This window comes from Halobacillus sp. K22 (assembly GCF_052246795.1).
Classification (GTDB): Bacteria; Bacillota; Bacilli; order Bacillales; family Halobacillaceae; genus Halobacillus.
In genome coordinates this window covers 63,437-81,317 of sequence record NZ_JBQQCN010000019.1, presented here as the reverse complement: position 1 = coordinate 81,317, position 17,881 = coordinate 63,437, and the positions used below count along the sequence as shown (strand labels likewise).

The 17,881-nt window shown below is 39.9% G+C and carries 21 protein-coding genes and 1 pseudogene; all 22 read right to left on the bottom strand.

Annotation, left to right across the window (positions count from 1 at the left end; translation table 11 throughout):
• Positions 1-136 (bottom strand): annotated as a pseudogene (locus tag ACTWPM_RS14185) (ISL3 family transposase); the annotation flags it as partial.
• 155 nt (positions 137-291) lie between these two features.
• Positions 292-738, bottom strand: coding sequence for a nucleoside-diphosphate kinase (gene ndk / locus ACTWPM_RS14180; RefSeq protein WP_443133681.1), 447 nt, complete (start codon positions 736-738; stop codon positions 292-294).
• A gap of 90 nt (positions 739-828) precedes the next feature.
• Complete coding sequence (gene hepT / locus ACTWPM_RS14175; RefSeq protein WP_443133680.1) at positions 829-1,800, bottom strand: heptaprenyl diphosphate synthase component II; 972 nt, start codon at positions 1,798-1,800, stop codon at positions 829-831.
• Positions 1,801-1,816: 16 nt separating this feature from the next.
• Complete coding sequence (locus tag ACTWPM_RS14170) at positions 1,817-2,524, bottom strand: demethylmenaquinone methyltransferase (RefSeq protein ID WP_443133679.1); 708 nt, start codon at positions 2,522-2,524, stop codon at positions 1,817-1,819.
• A gap of 2 nt (positions 2,525-2,526) precedes the next feature.
• Complete coding sequence (locus tag ACTWPM_RS14165) at positions 2,527-3,330, bottom strand: heptaprenyl diphosphate synthase component 1 (protein ID WP_443133678.1); 804 nt, start codon at positions 3,328-3,330, stop codon at positions 2,527-2,529.
• Positions 3,331-3,430: 100 nt separating this feature from the next.
• Positions 3,431-3,652: a trp RNA-binding attenuation protein MtrB gene (gene mtrB / locus ACTWPM_RS14160; protein ID WP_443133677.1), complete on the bottom strand. Its 222-nt coding sequence runs from the start codon at positions 3,650-3,652 to the stop codon at positions 3,431-3,433.
• Positions 3,653-3,798: 146 nt separating this feature from the next.
• Entirely contained in the window at positions 3,799-4,071 is a 273-nt protein-coding gene (locus ACTWPM_RS14155) for an HU family DNA-binding protein (RefSeq protein WP_014643523.1), read from the bottom strand.
• A gap of 360 nt (positions 4,072-4,431) precedes the next feature.
• On the bottom strand, positions 4,432-5,910 hold the full coding sequence (gene spoIVA, locus ACTWPM_RS14150; protein WP_443133676.1) for a stage IV sporulation protein A: 1,479 nt from the start codon (positions 5,908-5,910) through the stop codon (positions 4,432-4,434).
• 236 nt (positions 5,911-6,146) lie between these two features.
• Complete coding sequence (locus tag ACTWPM_RS14145; protein WP_443133675.1) at positions 6,147-6,875, bottom strand: hypothetical protein; 729 nt, start codon at positions 6,873-6,875, stop codon at positions 6,147-6,149.
• Positions 6,876-6,893: 18 nt separating this feature from the next.
• Positions 6,894-7,091 (bottom strand): DUF2768 domain-containing protein, encoded by a 198-nt coding sequence (locus ACTWPM_RS14140; protein ID WP_443133674.1) that lies wholly within the window; start codon positions 7,089-7,091, stop codon positions 6,894-6,896.
• A gap of 265 nt (positions 7,092-7,356) precedes the next feature.
• Positions 7,357-7,617, bottom strand: a complete 261-nt coding sequence (locus tag ACTWPM_RS14135; RefSeq protein WP_443124243.1) for a stage VI sporulation protein F — start codon at positions 7,615-7,617, stop codon at positions 7,357-7,359.
• Between the two features lie 61 nt (positions 7,618-7,678).
• Complete coding sequence (locus tag ACTWPM_RS14130) at positions 7,679-8,719, bottom strand: NAD(P)H-dependent glycerol-3-phosphate dehydrogenase (protein WP_443133673.1); 1,041 nt, start codon at positions 8,717-8,719, stop codon at positions 7,679-7,681.
• Between the two features lie 27 nt (positions 8,720-8,746).
• Complete coding sequence (der, locus tag ACTWPM_RS14125; protein ID WP_443133672.1) at positions 8,747-10,057, bottom strand: ribosome biogenesis GTPase Der; 1,311 nt, start codon at positions 10,055-10,057, stop codon at positions 8,747-8,749.
• A 245-nt stretch (positions 10,058-10,302) separates the two neighbouring features.
• Complete coding sequence (locus ACTWPM_RS14120) at positions 10,303-10,488, bottom strand: capping complex subunit for YIEGIA (RefSeq protein ID WP_443133671.1); 186 nt, start codon at positions 10,486-10,488, stop codon at positions 10,303-10,305.
• Between the two features lie 3 nt (positions 10,489-10,491).
• Positions 10,492-11,373 carry a YIEGIA family protein gene (locus ACTWPM_RS14115; RefSeq protein WP_443133670.1) on the bottom strand — a complete coding sequence of 294 codons (882 nt, stop codon included), beginning with the start codon at positions 11,371-11,373 and terminating at the stop codon, positions 10,492-10,494.
• Entirely contained in the window at positions 11,370-11,966 is a 597-nt protein-coding gene (locus tag ACTWPM_RS14110; RefSeq protein WP_443133669.1) for a YphA family membrane protein, read from the bottom strand. The genes ACTWPM_RS14115 and ACTWPM_RS14110 overlap by 4 nt, the downstream gene beginning before the upstream one ends.
• Before the next feature lie 86 nt (positions 11,967-12,052).
• Complete coding sequence (gene fni, locus ACTWPM_RS14105) at positions 12,053-13,081, bottom strand: type 2 isopentenyl-diphosphate Delta-isomerase (RefSeq protein ID WP_443133668.1); 1,029 nt, start codon at positions 13,079-13,081, stop codon at positions 12,053-12,055.
• 17 nt (positions 13,082-13,098) lie between these two features.
• On the bottom strand, positions 13,099-14,241 hold the full coding sequence (gene rpsA, locus ACTWPM_RS14100) for a 30S ribosomal protein S1 (RefSeq protein ID WP_443133667.1): 1,143 nt from the start codon (positions 14,239-14,241) through the stop codon (positions 13,099-13,101).
• A 101-nt stretch (positions 14,242-14,342) separates the two neighbouring features.
• The gene (locus tag ACTWPM_RS14095; protein WP_443133666.1) at positions 14,343-14,924 is read right to left on the bottom strand and encodes a lysophospholipid acyltransferase family protein; all 582 of its coding nucleotides are present in this window, start codon (positions 14,922-14,924) and stop codon (positions 14,343-14,345) included.
• Entirely contained in the window at positions 14,924-15,604 is a 681-nt protein-coding gene (cmk, locus tag ACTWPM_RS14090) for a (d)CMP kinase (protein WP_443133665.1), read from the bottom strand. Before cmk ends, ACTWPM_RS14095 begins: the two co-directional genes overlap by 1 nt.
• 160 nt (positions 15,605-15,764) lie before the next feature.
• Entirely contained in the window at positions 15,765-16,406 is a 642-nt protein-coding gene (locus ACTWPM_RS14085; RefSeq protein ID WP_443133664.1) for a flagellar brake protein, read from the bottom strand.
• A gap of 140 nt (positions 16,407-16,546) precedes the next feature.
• A complete protein-coding gene (gene ypeB, locus ACTWPM_RS14080) occupies positions 16,547-17,878 on the bottom strand; it encodes a germination protein YpeB (protein WP_443133663.1) in 1,332 nt (443 codons plus the stop codon).
• Positions 17,879-17,881: the final 3 nt, after the last annotated feature.

Here is a 17,881-nt window from a genome sequence, read left to right as displayed (position 1 = left end):
ATTCCCCGCAATCCATACACCTGTGCTTCTTTCTCGGCAATTCCACATGAAGATGAAAATTCCCTTCCACTTCTTCACTTTTCTTTATAATCGCATTTTGTAGTCCCGGTAAGGGCATGTTAGAATACACGTACACGCAACTCCTTTTCTGCTTGTTTCTCGTCAATTCAAGTGTAGTAAAGATTGGAGCTTGCGTGTTTTTTTATACTAAATTTTTATCTACCCCAACAAATATTTTAGAGCCTTAAAAAAACCGCCCTGCAGCCCGGCGGTTTTTAACAGGATTTATAATCAATAAACCCAGTTTAAGTTATCTTTTTGATAGTTTAAAATTTCGTCCGAATTAAAGAAAAGCTCTAATTCTCTTTTTGCACTTTCAGGTGAATCAGATCCGTGAATGACGTTCTTTCCTACTGTTACCCCGAAGTCCCCTCGTATCGTTCCTGGTGCTGCATCTGAAGGTTTGGTAGCTCCCATCATCTGACGAGCTCCAGCGATTACATTTTCACCTTCCCATACCATAGCAAAGACAGGACCGGATGTGATAAATTCTACAAGTTCATTAAAAAAAGGTTTGTCTTTATGTTCTCCATAATGTTCCTCAGCTAATGAGTTTGAAATAAGCATGAGTTTAGCACCCGCTAATTTAAAACCTTTTTTTTCAAATCTAGAAGTAATTTCACCAATTAAATTACGTTGTACTCCATCAGGCTTAACCATTAAAAAAGTCTTTTCCATGTCATCCACCTCAGTTTATGTATAATGTGAAAGCGCTTTTAATAAGTGCCATAGCAAATTCTATCAAAGTTTGGAAGGGAAGGCAATACATTATGCCCTTCTTTTTCCAATGTATTTTGCAATCCCTTTTAAAGTTTGTTTAGCACGGTTTGGAGGAAGCTTATTTAAGGATTCATAAGCTTTTTTTAGATAACGGTCACTTAACTCCAGAGCACGGGGGATAGACTCATTCGCTTTAATTCGCTCAAGCAATGGCTTAATATCTTCTGGGGTTAAGTGATCTTTTCTATTGAACAACTCTTCCAAACGCTTTCTATAATCGCTTTCTTCCATAGAATAAAGGACAGGCAAAGTAATATTACCCTGAAGCAAATCACTGCCGGCTGGTTTGCCAAGTTCTTCTTCGGAAGATGTAAAATCAAGGACATCGTCTATGATTTGATAAGACATCCCTACATAATACCCGTATTGATATAAAGCTCTTTCTTCACGGGGAGTAACGTTGGCCGCTATGGCACCTAAACGGCAGCTGGCCGCAATCAGAAGGGCCGTTTTTCTTTTAATCCTGCGGAGGTATGTACGTAAATTCTGATCTACATTGTATTTATCTTTGATTTGCTCAATTTCACCTAAACAAAGTTCGACCATCGTATTCGCTAGAATTTGATGAGCCCGAGGGTTTTCAAGTGCAGATAAGTTCTCAAGAGAACGCGCGAAAATATAATCCCCTGTGTACATAGCGATTCGATTATCCCAGCGCGACTTTATCGTAGGCTCACCTCTTCGAAGCTCTGATTCGTCGATCACATCATCGTGAACGAGAGAAGCGGTGTGTATGAGTTCTAAAGACACAGCTACAGCTTTCATACGTTCAATATCATAATCCCCGAATTTACCGGCCAACAAAACAAATACTGGTCTTATGCGTTTTCCACCGGCCTGCAGCAGTTGGCTCGAAGCCTCGCGTAATACCGGGTTATCAGACTGTATGGTCTCATTTACAGCGGTTTCTATGGTAGATAAATCATTTTTCAGAAATGAGTAGATCATGGCTAATTTCATTGTGCTTCATCCTTAATTATTGCTTTTCACCCATATGCATGGCCGCAACGCCACCCGTATAGGATTTGACTATTACATTCTTAAAGCCTATATCTTCAAAGAGCTCTTTTAATTCGTTTTTTCCTGGAAAATCTTTTGCTGATTCATGGAGCCAGCTGTATTCCTGGTAACTCTTAGCAAAAAGCTTTCCAAATAAGGGCATTATGTTTCTAAAATAGAAATAATAAATAGATTTAAAGAGAGGGTTTTCCGGCTGGGAAGTTTCAAGACAAACCACTTTTCCGCCAGGCTTAACAACCCTAAGCATTTCCGATAGAACCTGCCTATAATCTGGAACGTTTCTTAAACCGAATCCAATAGTAACGTAATCAAATTGATTATCTTCAAAAGGCAGCTCCATAGCATTGCCGTGCTCAAATTCTACTTGCTTCATTTTTAATGCCAACTTCTTTTTAATAGCCACGGATAGCATATTCACGCTAAAGTCCAGTCCTACTACTTTTCCGTTTGGACCTGCCTCTTTCGCTAAAGCCATTGTCCAATCGCCCGTACCGCAACATAGATCAAGCGTCCGGTCTCCTTCTTTCACATTCATCCTCTTCATTACATCTCTTCGCCATAAACGATGCTGTTGAAAAGAAATAATGGAATTCATCTGGTCGTATCGATTATATATTTGTTCAAATACGTGGTGTACACGTTCTTCTTTAGTTTGAGCGCCCATATTTAACCTTCTTCCGCAATCTGTCTCTGATTGAATTGATGATGAATGGCAGAGTGGACATGGGTTTTGAGCCAGTTAAAATGAATCGGCAGCTGGGAGACCGTTGCTTCCAGCCGATGTACATGACTCTGAAGCATTTGCTCTATGTTTACAATTACTTGTCCACTATTCCCCAAGACACCCGGTCGATTAACTAATACATCAATCAGTGGAGAAAATTTACCTTCTTGATAACTTTTCTTTTCTTCAAGAAGTTTTTTTGCCAGGAGCCACTCTCCTGCCATATCATTAATCGTTGTCCTTTGGACATAAGAAGCTACCCTTTGAATGAGTAGGGATTCAATTTTCTTTAAACCGTTTAAAAATTCCTGAAATGACTCTACGTCTTTATAATATAGCTCCATTTTTAATTCATTAATTTCTTTAATTGCACCAGCCAGCGTTTGAATCATCGGTATGTCCTCAAGTTGTGACAGTAAATAGTAATAGAGTCCACTGTAATAGTCCCCTGCTAAAACAGTTAACTGTCGGTTCCTGATGGTTTCCTGGTCATCTTCATCTTCAGTAAGTGTTACAAGATCATGAGTATCCAGAGCTATTTGAACCAGCATAGTGGTAATTATATACTGCTCCTTCTTCTTTGAAGAAAGAGTGGTATGATCCATAATCGAAGACAAAATCACCAGTTTATCCTCATCAACAGCAGGTTCCGGTATGAAACGAGCCAAAAAAGGATGGCGAACTTTAGATTCAATTTTTTGTTTCAGTTGTTTGATGTAATGATCTGAGGAATTCAACTTGATCACCTGGTCCCTTCGTGAACACTAATAAACCATACCTATTATAGCATAATTCACCTACAAACGCTTTTTATGTAGCTTCTCTGTAAGCAACAAGAGCCTATTACTACCCTTCATTTGTCATTTCACCATGGCTGGTCTGGATGACTGCTTTCCCACGAACTTTAACAGCAGAAGTATGTTCAGTAAATTGAGCAATCATTACTTCACCCTGGTCAAGTTTCTCCGAGTGATGGAACCTTGTATCTGTACCTCGAGTCAAGCCTATAACATTTACACCATCTTCTAAAGCTTTGATAACAAAAAAGTCATTATTAGAAGTTGTCATGTACAACAGTCTCCTTTCTATTATTACTACTATCTCTTACAAATATTTTGATGTCAAAACATCCAAGTTTCTTTAAACAAAGCATCTGTTTTAATAAGAAAAAAAGGGTGCACAATGCACCCTTTTCCAAAGCCCTATGTAGCTTTTTATTTTACCGCGTCTTTAAGGGCTTTTCCTGGTTTGAAAGCAGGAACTTTGCTAGCAGAGATTTCGATCTCTTCACCAGTTTGTGGATTACGACCTTTACGTGCCGCACGCTCACGAACCTCAAAGTTACCGAATCCAATAAGCTGAACTTTCTCACCATCTTTTAGTGAATCCATGATAGATTCGAATACAGAGTCGACAGCTTGTGTAGCATCCTTCTTAGAAAGATCTGTTTTTTCAGATACAGCGTTGATTAGATCTGTTTTGTTCATGACATTCACCTCCTCTCAAGAGGGTTAATCTCATTCAAGTGGAAAGAACCACTATAAATGTTGATGTAGCAGTCATCAAATGATGACAAGCCTTATACTAAACGAGTTTCCAACGAAATTCAATAGAGAATCCTTTAACAATCGCGTTACAAAGCCATTTACAGGATTGAATTCCGCTTCAGTTCAAGAGTAGCTTACCATAAACTACAGGCAGGTGCAAGACGCCTCAACCATTGATATGAAGGGATTTTACTCTGAATTAAAGGTTCTATACGAGTAATTACGACACAGTAGCAGGAAATCCCTTTATTAAATAAAAAAAATTGCTCAAAAAAAATTAAAACGGCCCACTGGGAGCCGTTATAGTATGATGGCTATCATGCCGCCGGAGCCTTCATTAATAATTCTCCCCAGCGTTTCTTGCAATTTATATCTTGCATTCTCCGGCATTAGCGCAAGTTTAGCCTGAATGCCTTCTCGGACAATTGAGCTCAACGAGCGTCCGAATATATCGGAGTTCCAAATAGATAATGGATCTTCTTCAAAATCCTGCATCAAATACCTTACAAGTTCCTCGCTCTGTTTCTCTGTACCTATAATTGGCGAGAACTCAGACTGGACATCGACTTTAACCATATGAATCGAAGGAGCAACTGCCTTTAAGCGAACCCCAAACCTTGATCCTTGCCGTATAATTTCAGGCTCTTCAAGAGACATGTCCTCTAAAGAGGGAGCTGCTATACCATAGCCGGTTTGTTTCACCATCTGCAAGGCATCTGCTACTTGGTCATACTCTCTTTTAGCTATGGCGAAATCCTGCATTATCTCTAAGAGATGATCTTTACCTCTAATTTCCTCACCAACAATCTCTTTCAATACGTGGTCATAAAGATGTTCCGGAGCCTGCAGGTCAATTTCTGCCACCCCTTCTCCAAGATCCATTCCAGAGATATGAGCACCAGTAATATATTCATAATGATCAAAGTTTCCAATGACAGTATCTACATCACGCAGCCGTTTTATATCCTTCACTGTATCTTCAATTGCATTTTGCAGATTGTTTCTTAACCAGTGTCTAGAATCGAGTACCATTACCCAGCTAGGTAAGTTTACATTGACCTCAAGGACAGGGAACTCAAACAATGCCTCTCTAAGAACACTTTGTACATCTTGCTCTCTCATACTTTCAACAGATAGTGCCAGTACTGGGATATCGTACTTCTCTGAAAGTTCACTTCTCAGCCGTTCCGTACTATCCGCATGAGGTTGGGCTGAATTAACAATCATGATAAAAGGTTTACCCACTTCTCTGAGCTCTTCGACTACCTTTTCTTCAGCCTCTACGTAATCAGCACGTGCAATCTCTCCAATTGTCCCATCAGTCGTTACTACAATTCCAATGGTGGAATGCTCCTGGATGACTTTATGAGTGCCGATTTCCGCTGCTTCCTGAAAAGGAATAGCTTCTTCATACCATGGCGTATGAATCATCCGTGGGCCGTGTTCGTCCTCATATCCTACAGCGCCTTTAACGGCATAGCCGACGCAGTCAACCATACGGACACGGATATCCAGATGATCATCAATGTTAATCGTTGCTGCGTGGTTAGGAACAAATTTTGGTTCTGTTGTCATGATGGTTTTTCCTGCTGCACTTTGAGGAAGCTCATCTAACGCACGTTCCCTTTCAGATTCCTCTTCCATGTTTGGCAAGACTACTAATTCCATAAACTTCTTTATAAATGTGGATTTACCAGTCCGTACAGCCCCTACTACTCCGAGATAAATATCACCATTCGTCCGTTTGGAAATATCATTAAAGATATCTACCTTTTCCAAAGGATCCCCTCCCAAATAAAATTTCACCATCATACAAGCCTAGACAATCTAATTCTATGACATCATCTGAGTGAAATATGCCAGAAATTAATAACTTCATAATTTAATAAAAAGAACCGTGTTCCTGTAAATCATCTCAAACTAGCTTATTATCAGCTTATGAAGCAGTGTGAAAGATAATTCTTTATCACTCTCCGCAAAGAAAGAACCGCTCCCTTTACTGGAAGCGGTTCTTCTTAAGATGCCTGATATTCACTCATAAAGATGGGGTCACCGTCACGGACTGTGTACGGCTCAGAATAACCAGGTACAAACGGGGTATTGTCCGTAAGTAAATAACGGATATCTTCGCCAGATTTATAGGAATGGTCCTTACTGTTAAGATATTCATATAAATCTTTTCGATAATCTATAAACAGTTTTCCTTCTGAATTTAAATAAACGGGCAGCATTTGCTGAGAATAAGGACTGTCAATCATTGGAGGTTCATCCAGACCTATTTTTTCATAGTCCAGGGCGTAGACTCCTTTAGCAATCTGGTCTCCAAATGGCGGGTAACGATTATTATCCCTAAAGAATTTTACTTTCACCTGTAACGAGCGAAGCGTCTCGGTCGTTCTTAGATCAAGAACTTTCACTGTAGGGTTCTCCTCCGGATGAATGATAACATACTGGTAATACCCTCCGTTTTCAAAGGCGGTACCAGGTGGTTCACCAATTAAGTTTTGCTGCTTCAACTTTTCAAAATCAAGCTGATATTTCTGAAAAACTGGTGTTTCCTGAGGTTTAGTCTTAATGGGTAAAAGCCCGTTAGTGTTTTCCTGATAGGTCTCCACGGCATTTTGGATGGAGTCTAACTGTACCTGATTGGGTACCTGATTCTTCTGCAGCTCGTTGCTCGGATAAAGACAGCCCGTCAAAATAATAAGAAGAAATGGCACAGTCCATAGTTTTAGCATTTTCATGTTGAGCCCTCCATTTCCTTAAGCTGTCGGTCCACTAAATACAATGTAAAATATAATAAGACCTCCTAGAATCATAAATACATAGGCTAAAAAGGCCACAATCCCAGAGATCACGCCTCTTAATTTATATCTGCTTAATAAAATCAACCCAATCGCCAGAAACAAGAACAAAATTCCAGCAAAAGAGATGTACATATTGAGCATGGATTCAGACATGGTTGTCCCCCTTTGTACACAATTTGCTTTTGATATTATACCACACGCTTGCCATCGAGCGGAAACACGTATCCCACTTGGATCAAAGGGAACTACATAGTAAACGCGAATTTTATGTAGGTCCATTTAATTTAAAAAAATAACCGGAGCAGCTATGCTCCGGTTTTGACTAAATAATTCCCTATCCAGCTCATGTGTAATAATTGCTGCGTGTTATCATATGCATTTTTTCGAAGGGCCGCCTCCTCAGACGCCCACTCGTTAACTATCCTTTTAAAAACTTACCTAAAGTATTCATATCCAAAGGCATGTTCTGCTTCGTAATTGCTTCAACGATTTTGTCTTCTTTTTGCTTAGAAACCGGTTTGTTCGCTATTTTAGCTAATTGACGAACTAAACGCCGAACCGTTTTCTCATCTTTAAAATTTGCATTTTGGACAGAGTTCGCCACATTAAAAACATCTTCTGCATCGATATTAGCTTTCTTTTTCAAATGATCAAAGATATTCTTTTGAAAATCACTCATAAATAATTGACCTCCTCGTGCGTTAGGTTCTGGATAGTATATGCACGAGGTTCCATATGTGTCAGTCATTCATTTGTTCATCAAGAATATTTGTGAGGTCCTCCATTTCATGACGGCGAATCCTTGTCATTAACTGATCCACCACATCTCTTGCATGAGCATTCTCAAATAATATCTGGTAAATACCAGCAGTTATAGGCATCTCTACATCCTGAGTCTGGGAAAGCTGATAAGCAGCTTTGGTTGTCCGCACTCCTTCTACCACCATTCCCATATCCTCAAGAACCTTTTCCAGATCATTTCCCTGCCCTAATTTGTAACCAGCACGCCAGTTACGGCTGTGAGAGCTAGTACAAGTGACAATTAAATCCCCCACTCCTGTAAGGCCAGAAAAAGTGAGAGGGTTTGCTCCCATAGATGTACCTAAACGGGCGATTTCAGCCAGTCCCCTGGTGATTAACGCAGCTTTGGCATTATCACCATAACCTAAGCCATCTGATATACCCGCGCCCAAAGCAATAATGTTCTTCAGTGCGCCTCCTAATTCAACTCCGATGAGGTCAGGTGAAGTATAAACACGGAACTGGCGGTTCATGAAAAGATCCTGGACCTTTTGTGCAATCTCAAGCTTTTCAGATGAAATTGTAACCGTTGTCGGCTGCCGCAAGCTTACTTCCTCTGCGTGACTAGGTCCAGACAATACTACAATATCTTCATATAATTCCTGAGGGATCTCTTCTTGTATGACTTCTGAAACTCGTTTAAAAGTCTCCGGTTCAATGCCTTTAGACGCATGTGTAATTGTTACTTTATGGTCTATGAGCGTTCTAAGGTTCTGACATACCTCACGCATGGCTTTCGTTGGTACAACCAGCAATATGTGTTCGGCTCCACTTACCACTCGTTCCAACTGGCTATCGGCGACTATTCCTTCAGGTATGGTTACACCCTTTAAATACTTCTCATTTGAACGTGTTTCGTTTATCTCATCCGCATGTTGCTTACGGTGAGCCCAAAGAGCTACTTCATGTCCATTATCTGCAAGAACAATGGCAAGAGCTGTCCCCCAGCTTCCTGCTCCTAAAACGGCTACTTTTCCCATGATACCTGCTCCCTTCTTGAATATCCCTTAACTCCGCTTCCTGGCGAAGATTTTAATAGGTGTACCTTCAAAACCGAAAGCTTCTCGAATTCGATTTTCAAGAAATCGTTCATAAGTGAAGTGCATTAGTTCAGGTTCGTTTACGAATACTACGAAGCTTGGTGGTTTAACAGATACTTGTGTGGCATAAAAGATTTTTAACTTTTGCCCTTTTATGGAAGGTGATGGATTCATCGCCAAGGCATCCATAATCACTTCATTTAGTATGTTTGTTTGCACGCGCTTGGCATGATTCTCACTTGCTTCTAGCACTCTCGGAAGTAGAGTGTGGACACGCTTTTTTGTTTTTGCTGATAAAAAAACCACTGGAGCATAATCCAAGAAGCGAAAATTGGAACGGATCTTATCTTCAAATTCTTTCATCGTTTTCTCTTCTACTTCCATTGTATCCCATTTATTTACTACAATAATAACAGCTTTTCCTGCTTCATGGGCATAGCCGGCTATTTTTTTATCCTGTTCCTGAATGCCTGTATCTGCATCTATTAAGGTTAAAACCACATCTGATCGCTCTATAGCTTTAAGTGCTCTCATTATGCTGTATTTTTCAGTAGCCTCGTAGATTTTCCCACGCTTTCTCATACCTGCTGTATCAATAATGACGTAATCTCGGTCATCCTTTGAAAACGGCGTGTCTATAGCATCTCTAGTTGTTCCTGCTATTTCACTTACAATGACTCGTTCTTGTCCTAGCAGAGTATTTACTAATGAAGATTTACCAACATTAGGACGGCCGATGACACTAAAGCGAATGATGTCGTCGTCGACTTCTTCTACCATTTTATCAGGGAAGTGTTTTACCACTTCATCCAGCATGTCTCCAAGACCTAAACCATGTGTACCAGATATAGGGTGTGGCTCCCCAAACCCAAGAGAATAAAATTCATAGATGTTTTCTCTCATTTCTGGATTATCAACTTTATTTACCGCGAGTACCACAGGTTTGTTTGATTTATATAAGATCTTCGCAACTTCCTCATCTGCCCCTGTAATTCCATCGCGGCCATTAACCATGAATACAATAACGTCCGCTTCGTCGATAGCTACCTGAGCCTGTTCCCTCATTTGAACAAGTAAGGGCTCATCACCCAGTTCAATGCCACCCGTATCAATGACATTAAACCGTTCATTAAGCCATTCTCCCTCTGCATAAATACGATCTCTCGTCACTCCAGGTGTATCTTCTACAATCGAAATTCTTTCCCCGACAAGCCTGTTAAATATGGTTGATTTCCCCACATTCGGCCGTCCTACAATAGCCATGACAGATTTTCTCATGAAAGGATCATCCTTTCTTCTTTTCTATTTTTAATTATTCCACGTTTTCTTCGTCTTTAAAATACCGAGGCACAAGAAATAGAACTCTTCCTATTTTTTCAATTTATCTGTACCACGTTACATAAAAATACTGCTCTTCCGCGGTTAGCTGATGCGCAGCTTTCCTTCGGCAGAACAGCAGAAATCCTTTAACTTTAATATTTTAGCAGACATTAATGAAATAAACAATTACTTATCCGCTTTCATCAATGCTTTACTATGATATATAATCGATCACTTAAAGCATGAGCAATTCCATCGAGGATAGCCTCAAGATTAGCAGCTACAGCTTCCATTTCTTCTTTAGTTTCACAATGGAAAACAGCTGTGCTTCCGCTTACTTTTTCTGACTGGGTTGTGATCGCCGCTAGAATTGCTTTTTCCATCTTCATTTTTTAGCCCTCCCGCTTTCTTTTCCTTGATGGCATTTGTATGGCATTTTCCAGTACAGGCACGGAGGAAATAATTTCCTTGGCTCGTACAGGATCTTTTTCCTGAGGTAAGATAAATACACCAATCCTTCCATCATTAAGATCTCGTTTAATCAACGGAACAAGTGCAGGGGTCCCAGAATCTCTAAAAACTCCAAGTGTGACGGAAACATCATGTAAGATCGCTTGACGCTGACCGAGGTTGGCTATAGTGGAGCGAACACTAAAAGACTTAGGGGTTAATATAAATCCCATCCCGTACTTTAAAATCTCGTCCTGACGTTCAGGAAGCCCTATGTTCATGATATAAATGTTATCAACATATAAACCTGCCCCTTTAAAGCTAAGTTCTGAAAGTTCCACTGTTACGATATCTGAAAGCTTGGATCCGCTCATTAATAGAGAGGCAATAATAAAACACAGCACAGCCGCCCCAACAGCTGCCCATCCATTTACTGCTAAATAGCACAGCGTAACAACGAAGGAAGTGAATATAACAAGGTAGTTTCGACTTTCAAAAGCAACAGCAATACCTTCAATATAAGTATTTCCTCTTGGTACTAGTTCATATGAATCCATTTCTGTTAATGTGTTTCTTTCCATATTCCGCACTTCTCTGAACTGGGAAGCTGCTAAGGTTAAAAACGTGACTGCTGTAAATTCCTTTTCCATAATAGAAGGAATGGCAATCGTCCCAAGGGAAGCTGCTATAAAACCTAGAGATAAATGAATAATTTTTCCATGCAAATAGGTAGGATACTGACGATAGTCGGTCCTAAGCATAAAGATTCTTAAAGCGGTGCCGACCGAAATACCTGCAATTATTGGATACGTATATTCATTCACACATACGCACCTCCTTTTCTAAGTGGTTTGATCTTCTTCTGTTGCAACGAAAGCTTTAATCGATACACCCCATACATGATAAATAAAGCGACCATACCTTTTAATACGAATATTATGGTTTGTTGATTGAACATGGGTTCTTCCAATATGTAAATAGAAAGCACCAAATATGACCATAATGTTCCAAACGCATTAATAAGTAGCCATACCCCAATTAAACTAGGAAGGTCCCGAAATATTTTATGAAGAATAAATAGAAAAAATATTACGGCCAGATAAACACCCGGTAGTCTGGACCACACTGGCTGTACCAGTAGAAAAAGCTGGACAGCGGTGTAACCTACACTTAACACGATAGGCCAAAAATGCTGGATCATATTTTTCCGCCTTATTTTCCAGAAATAAGTGCCAAAAATGCCTAACAGGAAAATACTGAACGGTAGAGAGCCCATTAACTGAAGATCCGCCAGAGTATATGTACACATGATGATCCAAATAAAAAGTAGCAATCGACTCCTCAAGTGAGAAGATGGAATGAAAAAAAAGATGATTAGAGCAAGAAACCAAGCATACCAGTAATATATAGCTGCCAAACCTTTCCACTCCCTTCCTTCTTTTATTATGGATCACCGCCCTCTTCTTTAAACATTTAGCCATACAAAAAACCCATGATGTATAATCATGGGTTAAGTCTTTGGTCCGACCATTCTTTGGTCTGTCCAAATAGTATATAGGGGTTATGAGGCAAGTCGTGTATACAAGATGCATTCAGTAGCATCATAGCAATCTTAACCTCTTCATGGATATGACGAATTTCCCTCACCAGAGCCTCTTTACCTTCTTCAACCAGAACCCGCAACAGCCCTCCAGCCATTCCAAATGCCTGGCCTCCTAAAATGAGGCCTTTAACTCCATCCAGTCCGTGCCGTATCCCCCCGGAAGCGATAATATGAAGATCAGGAGAGACAGAAGAAGCTTCCAAAATAGAAATGGGGGTAGGAATTCCCCAGTTATCAAATGAAGACAACGGGTTATCTCTTCTCATATTCTCAACTTTGGAGAAATTCGTCCCCCCTTGACCTCCTACATCAATGTAGCGAACCCCCATAGAATATAAAATTTCTACCGACTCTTTGGACATTCCGTAGCCTACTTCTTTTACTATCACAGGAATAGACACATTAGATACAATCTCTTCTATTTGACGGAGACGATGGGAAAAGTCCCTATCTCCTTCAGGCATTATTAATTCCTGGAGTGTATTGATATGAACCTGAAGGCCATCCGCTTTAAGCATGTCAACAGCTTCCTTTGCCTGATGGACAGTCGCTTCACTCCCCACATTTGCAAAAATAACTCCCTCAGGATTTACTTCCCGGACAACTTCATAAGTAGATCTCTCCTCAGGGTTTTTAATAGCCGACATTTGAGAACCTACAGCCATCCCAATACCAGTTTCATGCGCGGCTAAAGCGAGATTCCGATTAATTTCTTTCGTTTCTTTTCCACCACCACCGGTCATTGCATTAACAAAAAGAGGGGAACTTAAATGAAGTTCCCCTACTTGTGTCTCTATACTCAATTGATTAAAGTCCAGACGCGCCAGACTCTGATGAACGATTTTCACATCGTCGAAATGGTTGTGATAAGCTCGTTCGTGACCTAATGCATGGCGGATATGATCAATTTTCCTTTCAGACCTTGTCATATCCAACACCCACTCATTTATTTTTTATATTTATCCAGTTTGTCGCCAATCATGTCACTTAGTGAGAAACCGGAACTGTCTTCTTCTTTCTCATACTGTTGATACTCTTCTCTAGTCTGTTCAGCTTCGAGTTCTTTCATACTTAAGGAAAGACGTTTCGCTTCTCCATCAACGTCTAACACTTTAACTTGTACCTGCTGTCCCTCTTCAAGGACTTCACCAGGAGTACCAATGTGGCGATTGGAGATTTGAGAAATGTGAACAAGACCTTCAACACCTGGGAACACTTCTACAAATGCTCCGAAGCTTACTAGACGGCGAACTGTTCCTTCTAACACTTCTCCCTGCTTCACTTTTTCCTGGATGTCATGCCATGGTCCAGGCTGAGTGGCTTTAAGAGATAGAGAGATTCTCTCGTTGTCGCGATCAACAGACAATACCTTAACTTTAACCGTCTGCCCCTCTTCAACTACATCAGATGCTTTTTCTACATGCTGATGAGATAGTTGGGAGATATGTACTAATCCATCAATACCTCCAAGGTTTACAAACGCACCGAAGTCTGTCAATCTTTGAACAGTTCCTTCAATTACCTGACCATCTTCGAGTGAGTGCAGTACCTCCTGTTTTTTAGCTGACTCTTCCTCTTCCACTACTGCCCTATGCGAAAGAATGACACGATTTTGTTCTCGATCAAGCTCTACAACTTTTAAAGAAAGGTTTTTACCTTTGTAATTTTCGAAATCTTCAACATAGTAAGTTTCTACTAGAGATGCAGGGATAAACCCTCGCAAGCCGATGTCTACAACAAGGCCGCCTTTTACAACGTCTTTAACCTCAGCTTCGAAAATTTCTCCACTCTCATACTTATTTTCTAAATCCTGCCATGCTTTATCTGCATCAACAGCTCTTTTGGATAGAACAATTTCATCATCTTCTACCTTTTTCACTTGCAGGGTCAACTCATCCCCTTCACTGACTGCATCTGAAGCTTTTTCAACATGAAGGCTGGATAATTCACTAATAGGTACAATACCCTCAACTTTATATCCAACATCTACGAGGACTTGTTTTTCTTCAATTTTAACCACTTTACCAGTCACAATGTCCCCGGCAGAGAATTCTTGCATTCCAGATACTTCTTGATTCATTTCATCCATACCAAGCTACCTCCTTCAATTTCCGACACAACCTTGAAACAGAAATGCCCTTTTTTCTAACTTCTAATATTTAGAGCTTTTTGTCAAGTGATTACGCTCCATCAGCTGTGAAATTTATGCAGTTTTCTGATTTCTTCCATAATTCGATCCGTTACGACTTGTGCAGAAGCTTTTTCCTCACGATATCCACTCATATCAATGGGTTCACCATAAACGACTTTCAACCGCTGAAACTTCTTATAAGGTCCTACTATAGCGCAAGGAACGATATATGCTTCAGAACGGAGCGCAAAGAAACCTGCACCAGCCAAGCCTTTTCCAATTTCGCCATTTTTTTGTCTTCTTCCTTCCGGGAAAAGACCGAGTACATGATTATTATTAAGAATTTCCAGACCCTGGCGAAGCGCATTACGATCACGCATACCTCTTTTTATTGGAAAAGCATGGACTCCTTTAAGAATTCCCCCAATTAACCTATTTTTAAACAATTCTTCCTTAGCAAGGAAATAAATATCCCTGCTGTTCGTAATACCCACAACAGGAGGGTCAGCGTTAGATATGTGATTGGAACAAATGATAACTGGTCCCTCTTTAGGAATATTGTGTTTACCAATAACTTTGATCCGGTATAAAGGATAAAAAATGATAGCACAAATCCATTTACCCAGCTTGTACAGGCTCATTACTTCCTCCCCCTCTCCTTCTCATTTACTACTTTAATTATTTGCTCTACTACTTCCTCAATTGTTAAAGAGGTAGTATCTACAATGATAGCATCTTCAGCTTTTACCAGCGGAGCGACTTCACGGTTGGAATCTATATCATCACGCCGGCGAATTTCTTCTTTAAGGAGCTCTAGGTCTGAGTCAAACCCTTTAGACTGATTTTCTTTATGACGTCTTTCTGCCCTTTCCTCTACAGAAGCTATCATAAATATCTTCACATCAGCATCAGGCAGTACGTGAGTGCCTATATCTCGGCCATCCATCACTACACCTTGTTGATTAACAAGCTCCTGCTGGCGGCTGACCATTTCTTCACGGACATCTTTATGTTTGGAAGCTATAGAGACTTGGTTTGTGACATCGCTTGATCTGATATCATCCGAAACATCTTCTCCATCGAGAATAACTCTCTGGCCATTGTCCGTCTGTACTAATCTCAAATCCGTATCCTTTAATAATTGTGCCAGCTTCTGTTCATTTTCAAGAGATACATTATTATTTAAAGCTTTCCAAGTTAATGCACGATACATAGCTCCTGTATCAACATATATTAATGATAATTTTTCAGCTACTCTTTTTGCTACAGTACTTTTTCCGGCAGCAGCTGGGCCGTCAATTGCAATTGTCATAGTATCCATGAGTTCAGTTTCCTCCAATTTACCTTATACAAATAAAAGCGCACTTGATTAAAGAAAGCGCGCCCATGAGATCTCAGGCGAATGTACCCCACCATGAGAAACTCTTAATTACTCTGTAAAGAATAACATAACTAATTGTATAAAATCCATTATTATGTAGCTATTTTAGTGCCTTTCTGCGCATGTTCAACTGTTGTTCAAAACTATATCGAATGATCAGCTGGCGCTGTTTTTCTAAAATATTTTCAAACTGTATAGATACGTTATTTCTCTCCCCATCGTCTTGTTGAATCACTCTTACCACAATCCCTTCAGTTTCGACATAGCGGCTCTCACCAGAATTCATTGAAAGGACTAACGTCAAGTTTACACGCTGGTACTTCTTCATCTTTACATGGAAAGGTTGCAGAATGGCTACTCCGCCTCCACTAATGTCCTGGGTCACCGCAGTAAATGAATGATTTTCAAACTGCACAGCAACATCCACCGAAGCATCTACTCGGACATACTTTCTGCGTTGTATCCTTATAAGTTCTTTTTTGGGAGGAAATGTAAGTACAATCACAGGAATGTTTAACTTTCTTCGAGCTACTACCTCCGTGTTAAAGCAATATACCGATTGATCTTCCGTAATAAAGCTTGCCTGAATTTCAGTGCCCTCCATAATAAAAGCCGTTTTATCCGTTCTTACGTTGATAGGATAATCAATACATATATAACCTTTCTCATAATCAGCAAGTTTACACTTGTATTTCTCTGGTTCTTCTTTATCCTTAGAGTTAATCTCTAAGGTAAACGGCATACCAATTTATAAATTTTCATAATAACCTCCTAATAAAAATTACTTTAGTCTTGGTTATATTGTCTCTTTATTGATTGAATATGGAAAGTTTATAGGTCTTTTGAATTAAAAAAACCGCCAGAGCACCGGCGGTTTTTTAGCTAATTAAATTTAATTTCTGCTTTCTTCAATGTTTCAACTTTTTCTTCCTGTCCATTCTGAGCGTTAATAAATATTCTATACGTAGTATTTTCCTTAGTAGTTAAAAATTCATAACATAACACAAGCTCTTTTAAGTCATTTTCAATAACAGACAGACGGTGTTCCTGTATTTTTAATCCCGGATTTACTTTAGAACGTGCTTCTTCTTCTGTTATTTCTGGTTCTCCAATTTCTCGATCGGAGTGATCATCATAATAATCTCTAGCAGACAAACCAAGTATTTCTCCATTATCAAGCGCTACTTTTACAACCACGGATTTTGGATAGTAGCGAATGTCGTCTTCGGTGTAAACAAAGCGGAACACGCCTATTTTTTCGTATTGATTTGTTTCAGCCAGCTCCAATCCTTCTGCATCAAGTCCTTCAATATATTTTTTAGCTTTCTCGGACGCTTCATGAAGACTGACTTCCGGCTCACCCATTTTGCGGCTGATCATAATGGTTAAAGGATGGCCTCCCTTTACAGTTAGGTCCATGTAGCCATTACGCTTCCCATTATCAAAAGAGGCGGTGTAAGTCGGGACATCAGCCCCTTTGCCTGATTTGGTTAGAGTAAGCTTATTAACATCAACCTTTTCCAGCCACTGACTGGCAACTTGTTTAGCTTCTGATTCAGAAATATTGGTCCCTTGTAAATTTTTGTAATTTTTTTCTGGAGTGGAAGCAGTTACACCTGTTTGAGTGGTTGTTTGTGTATAACCGTCCACAGTCTTTTCTACGGTCTTAAATCCATCCACAATTGTATTATCGCCTGCTTCATTGTTTGTAGAAAGAGCCAGCTGCACGTCCATCCAACGTAAATTATCTTTTAAAACGACGTTTTGTACTTTACGCAGTTCAGTTTCAATCTCACCTGAATGCTTATGAAGCTCTTCAAGTTTTTTTACTTCTTCTTCACTTAATGGCTTATTCTCTAAGTCACGAATAGCGGTTTTATAAGCGAAATCTCCTATTTCATAAAGAAATTCTTCAGTCTTATTAAACGGGAGAAGGGTAAGCGGAAGCTGCCCCACATCTGAACTTGCTTCTGAGGTAATTTTCCAAATTTCAGCCAGCTGCGGAGAAAGCTGCTGCCTGGTGTTCATGGCTAGAGTAGATCCTATTTTATCATGTAGGAGATCTATATTATAAGTGAGCTCGTGGAATGCGCGCTGATAACTATTTTCAGCTTGAATAAGAACTGCATTTTTGTCCTGATTTTCCTGGTAACCCCAAACTGTTGTTCCTACAGCTACTATACTTAATACGACAATCGTAATCCAGCGAATCATTTT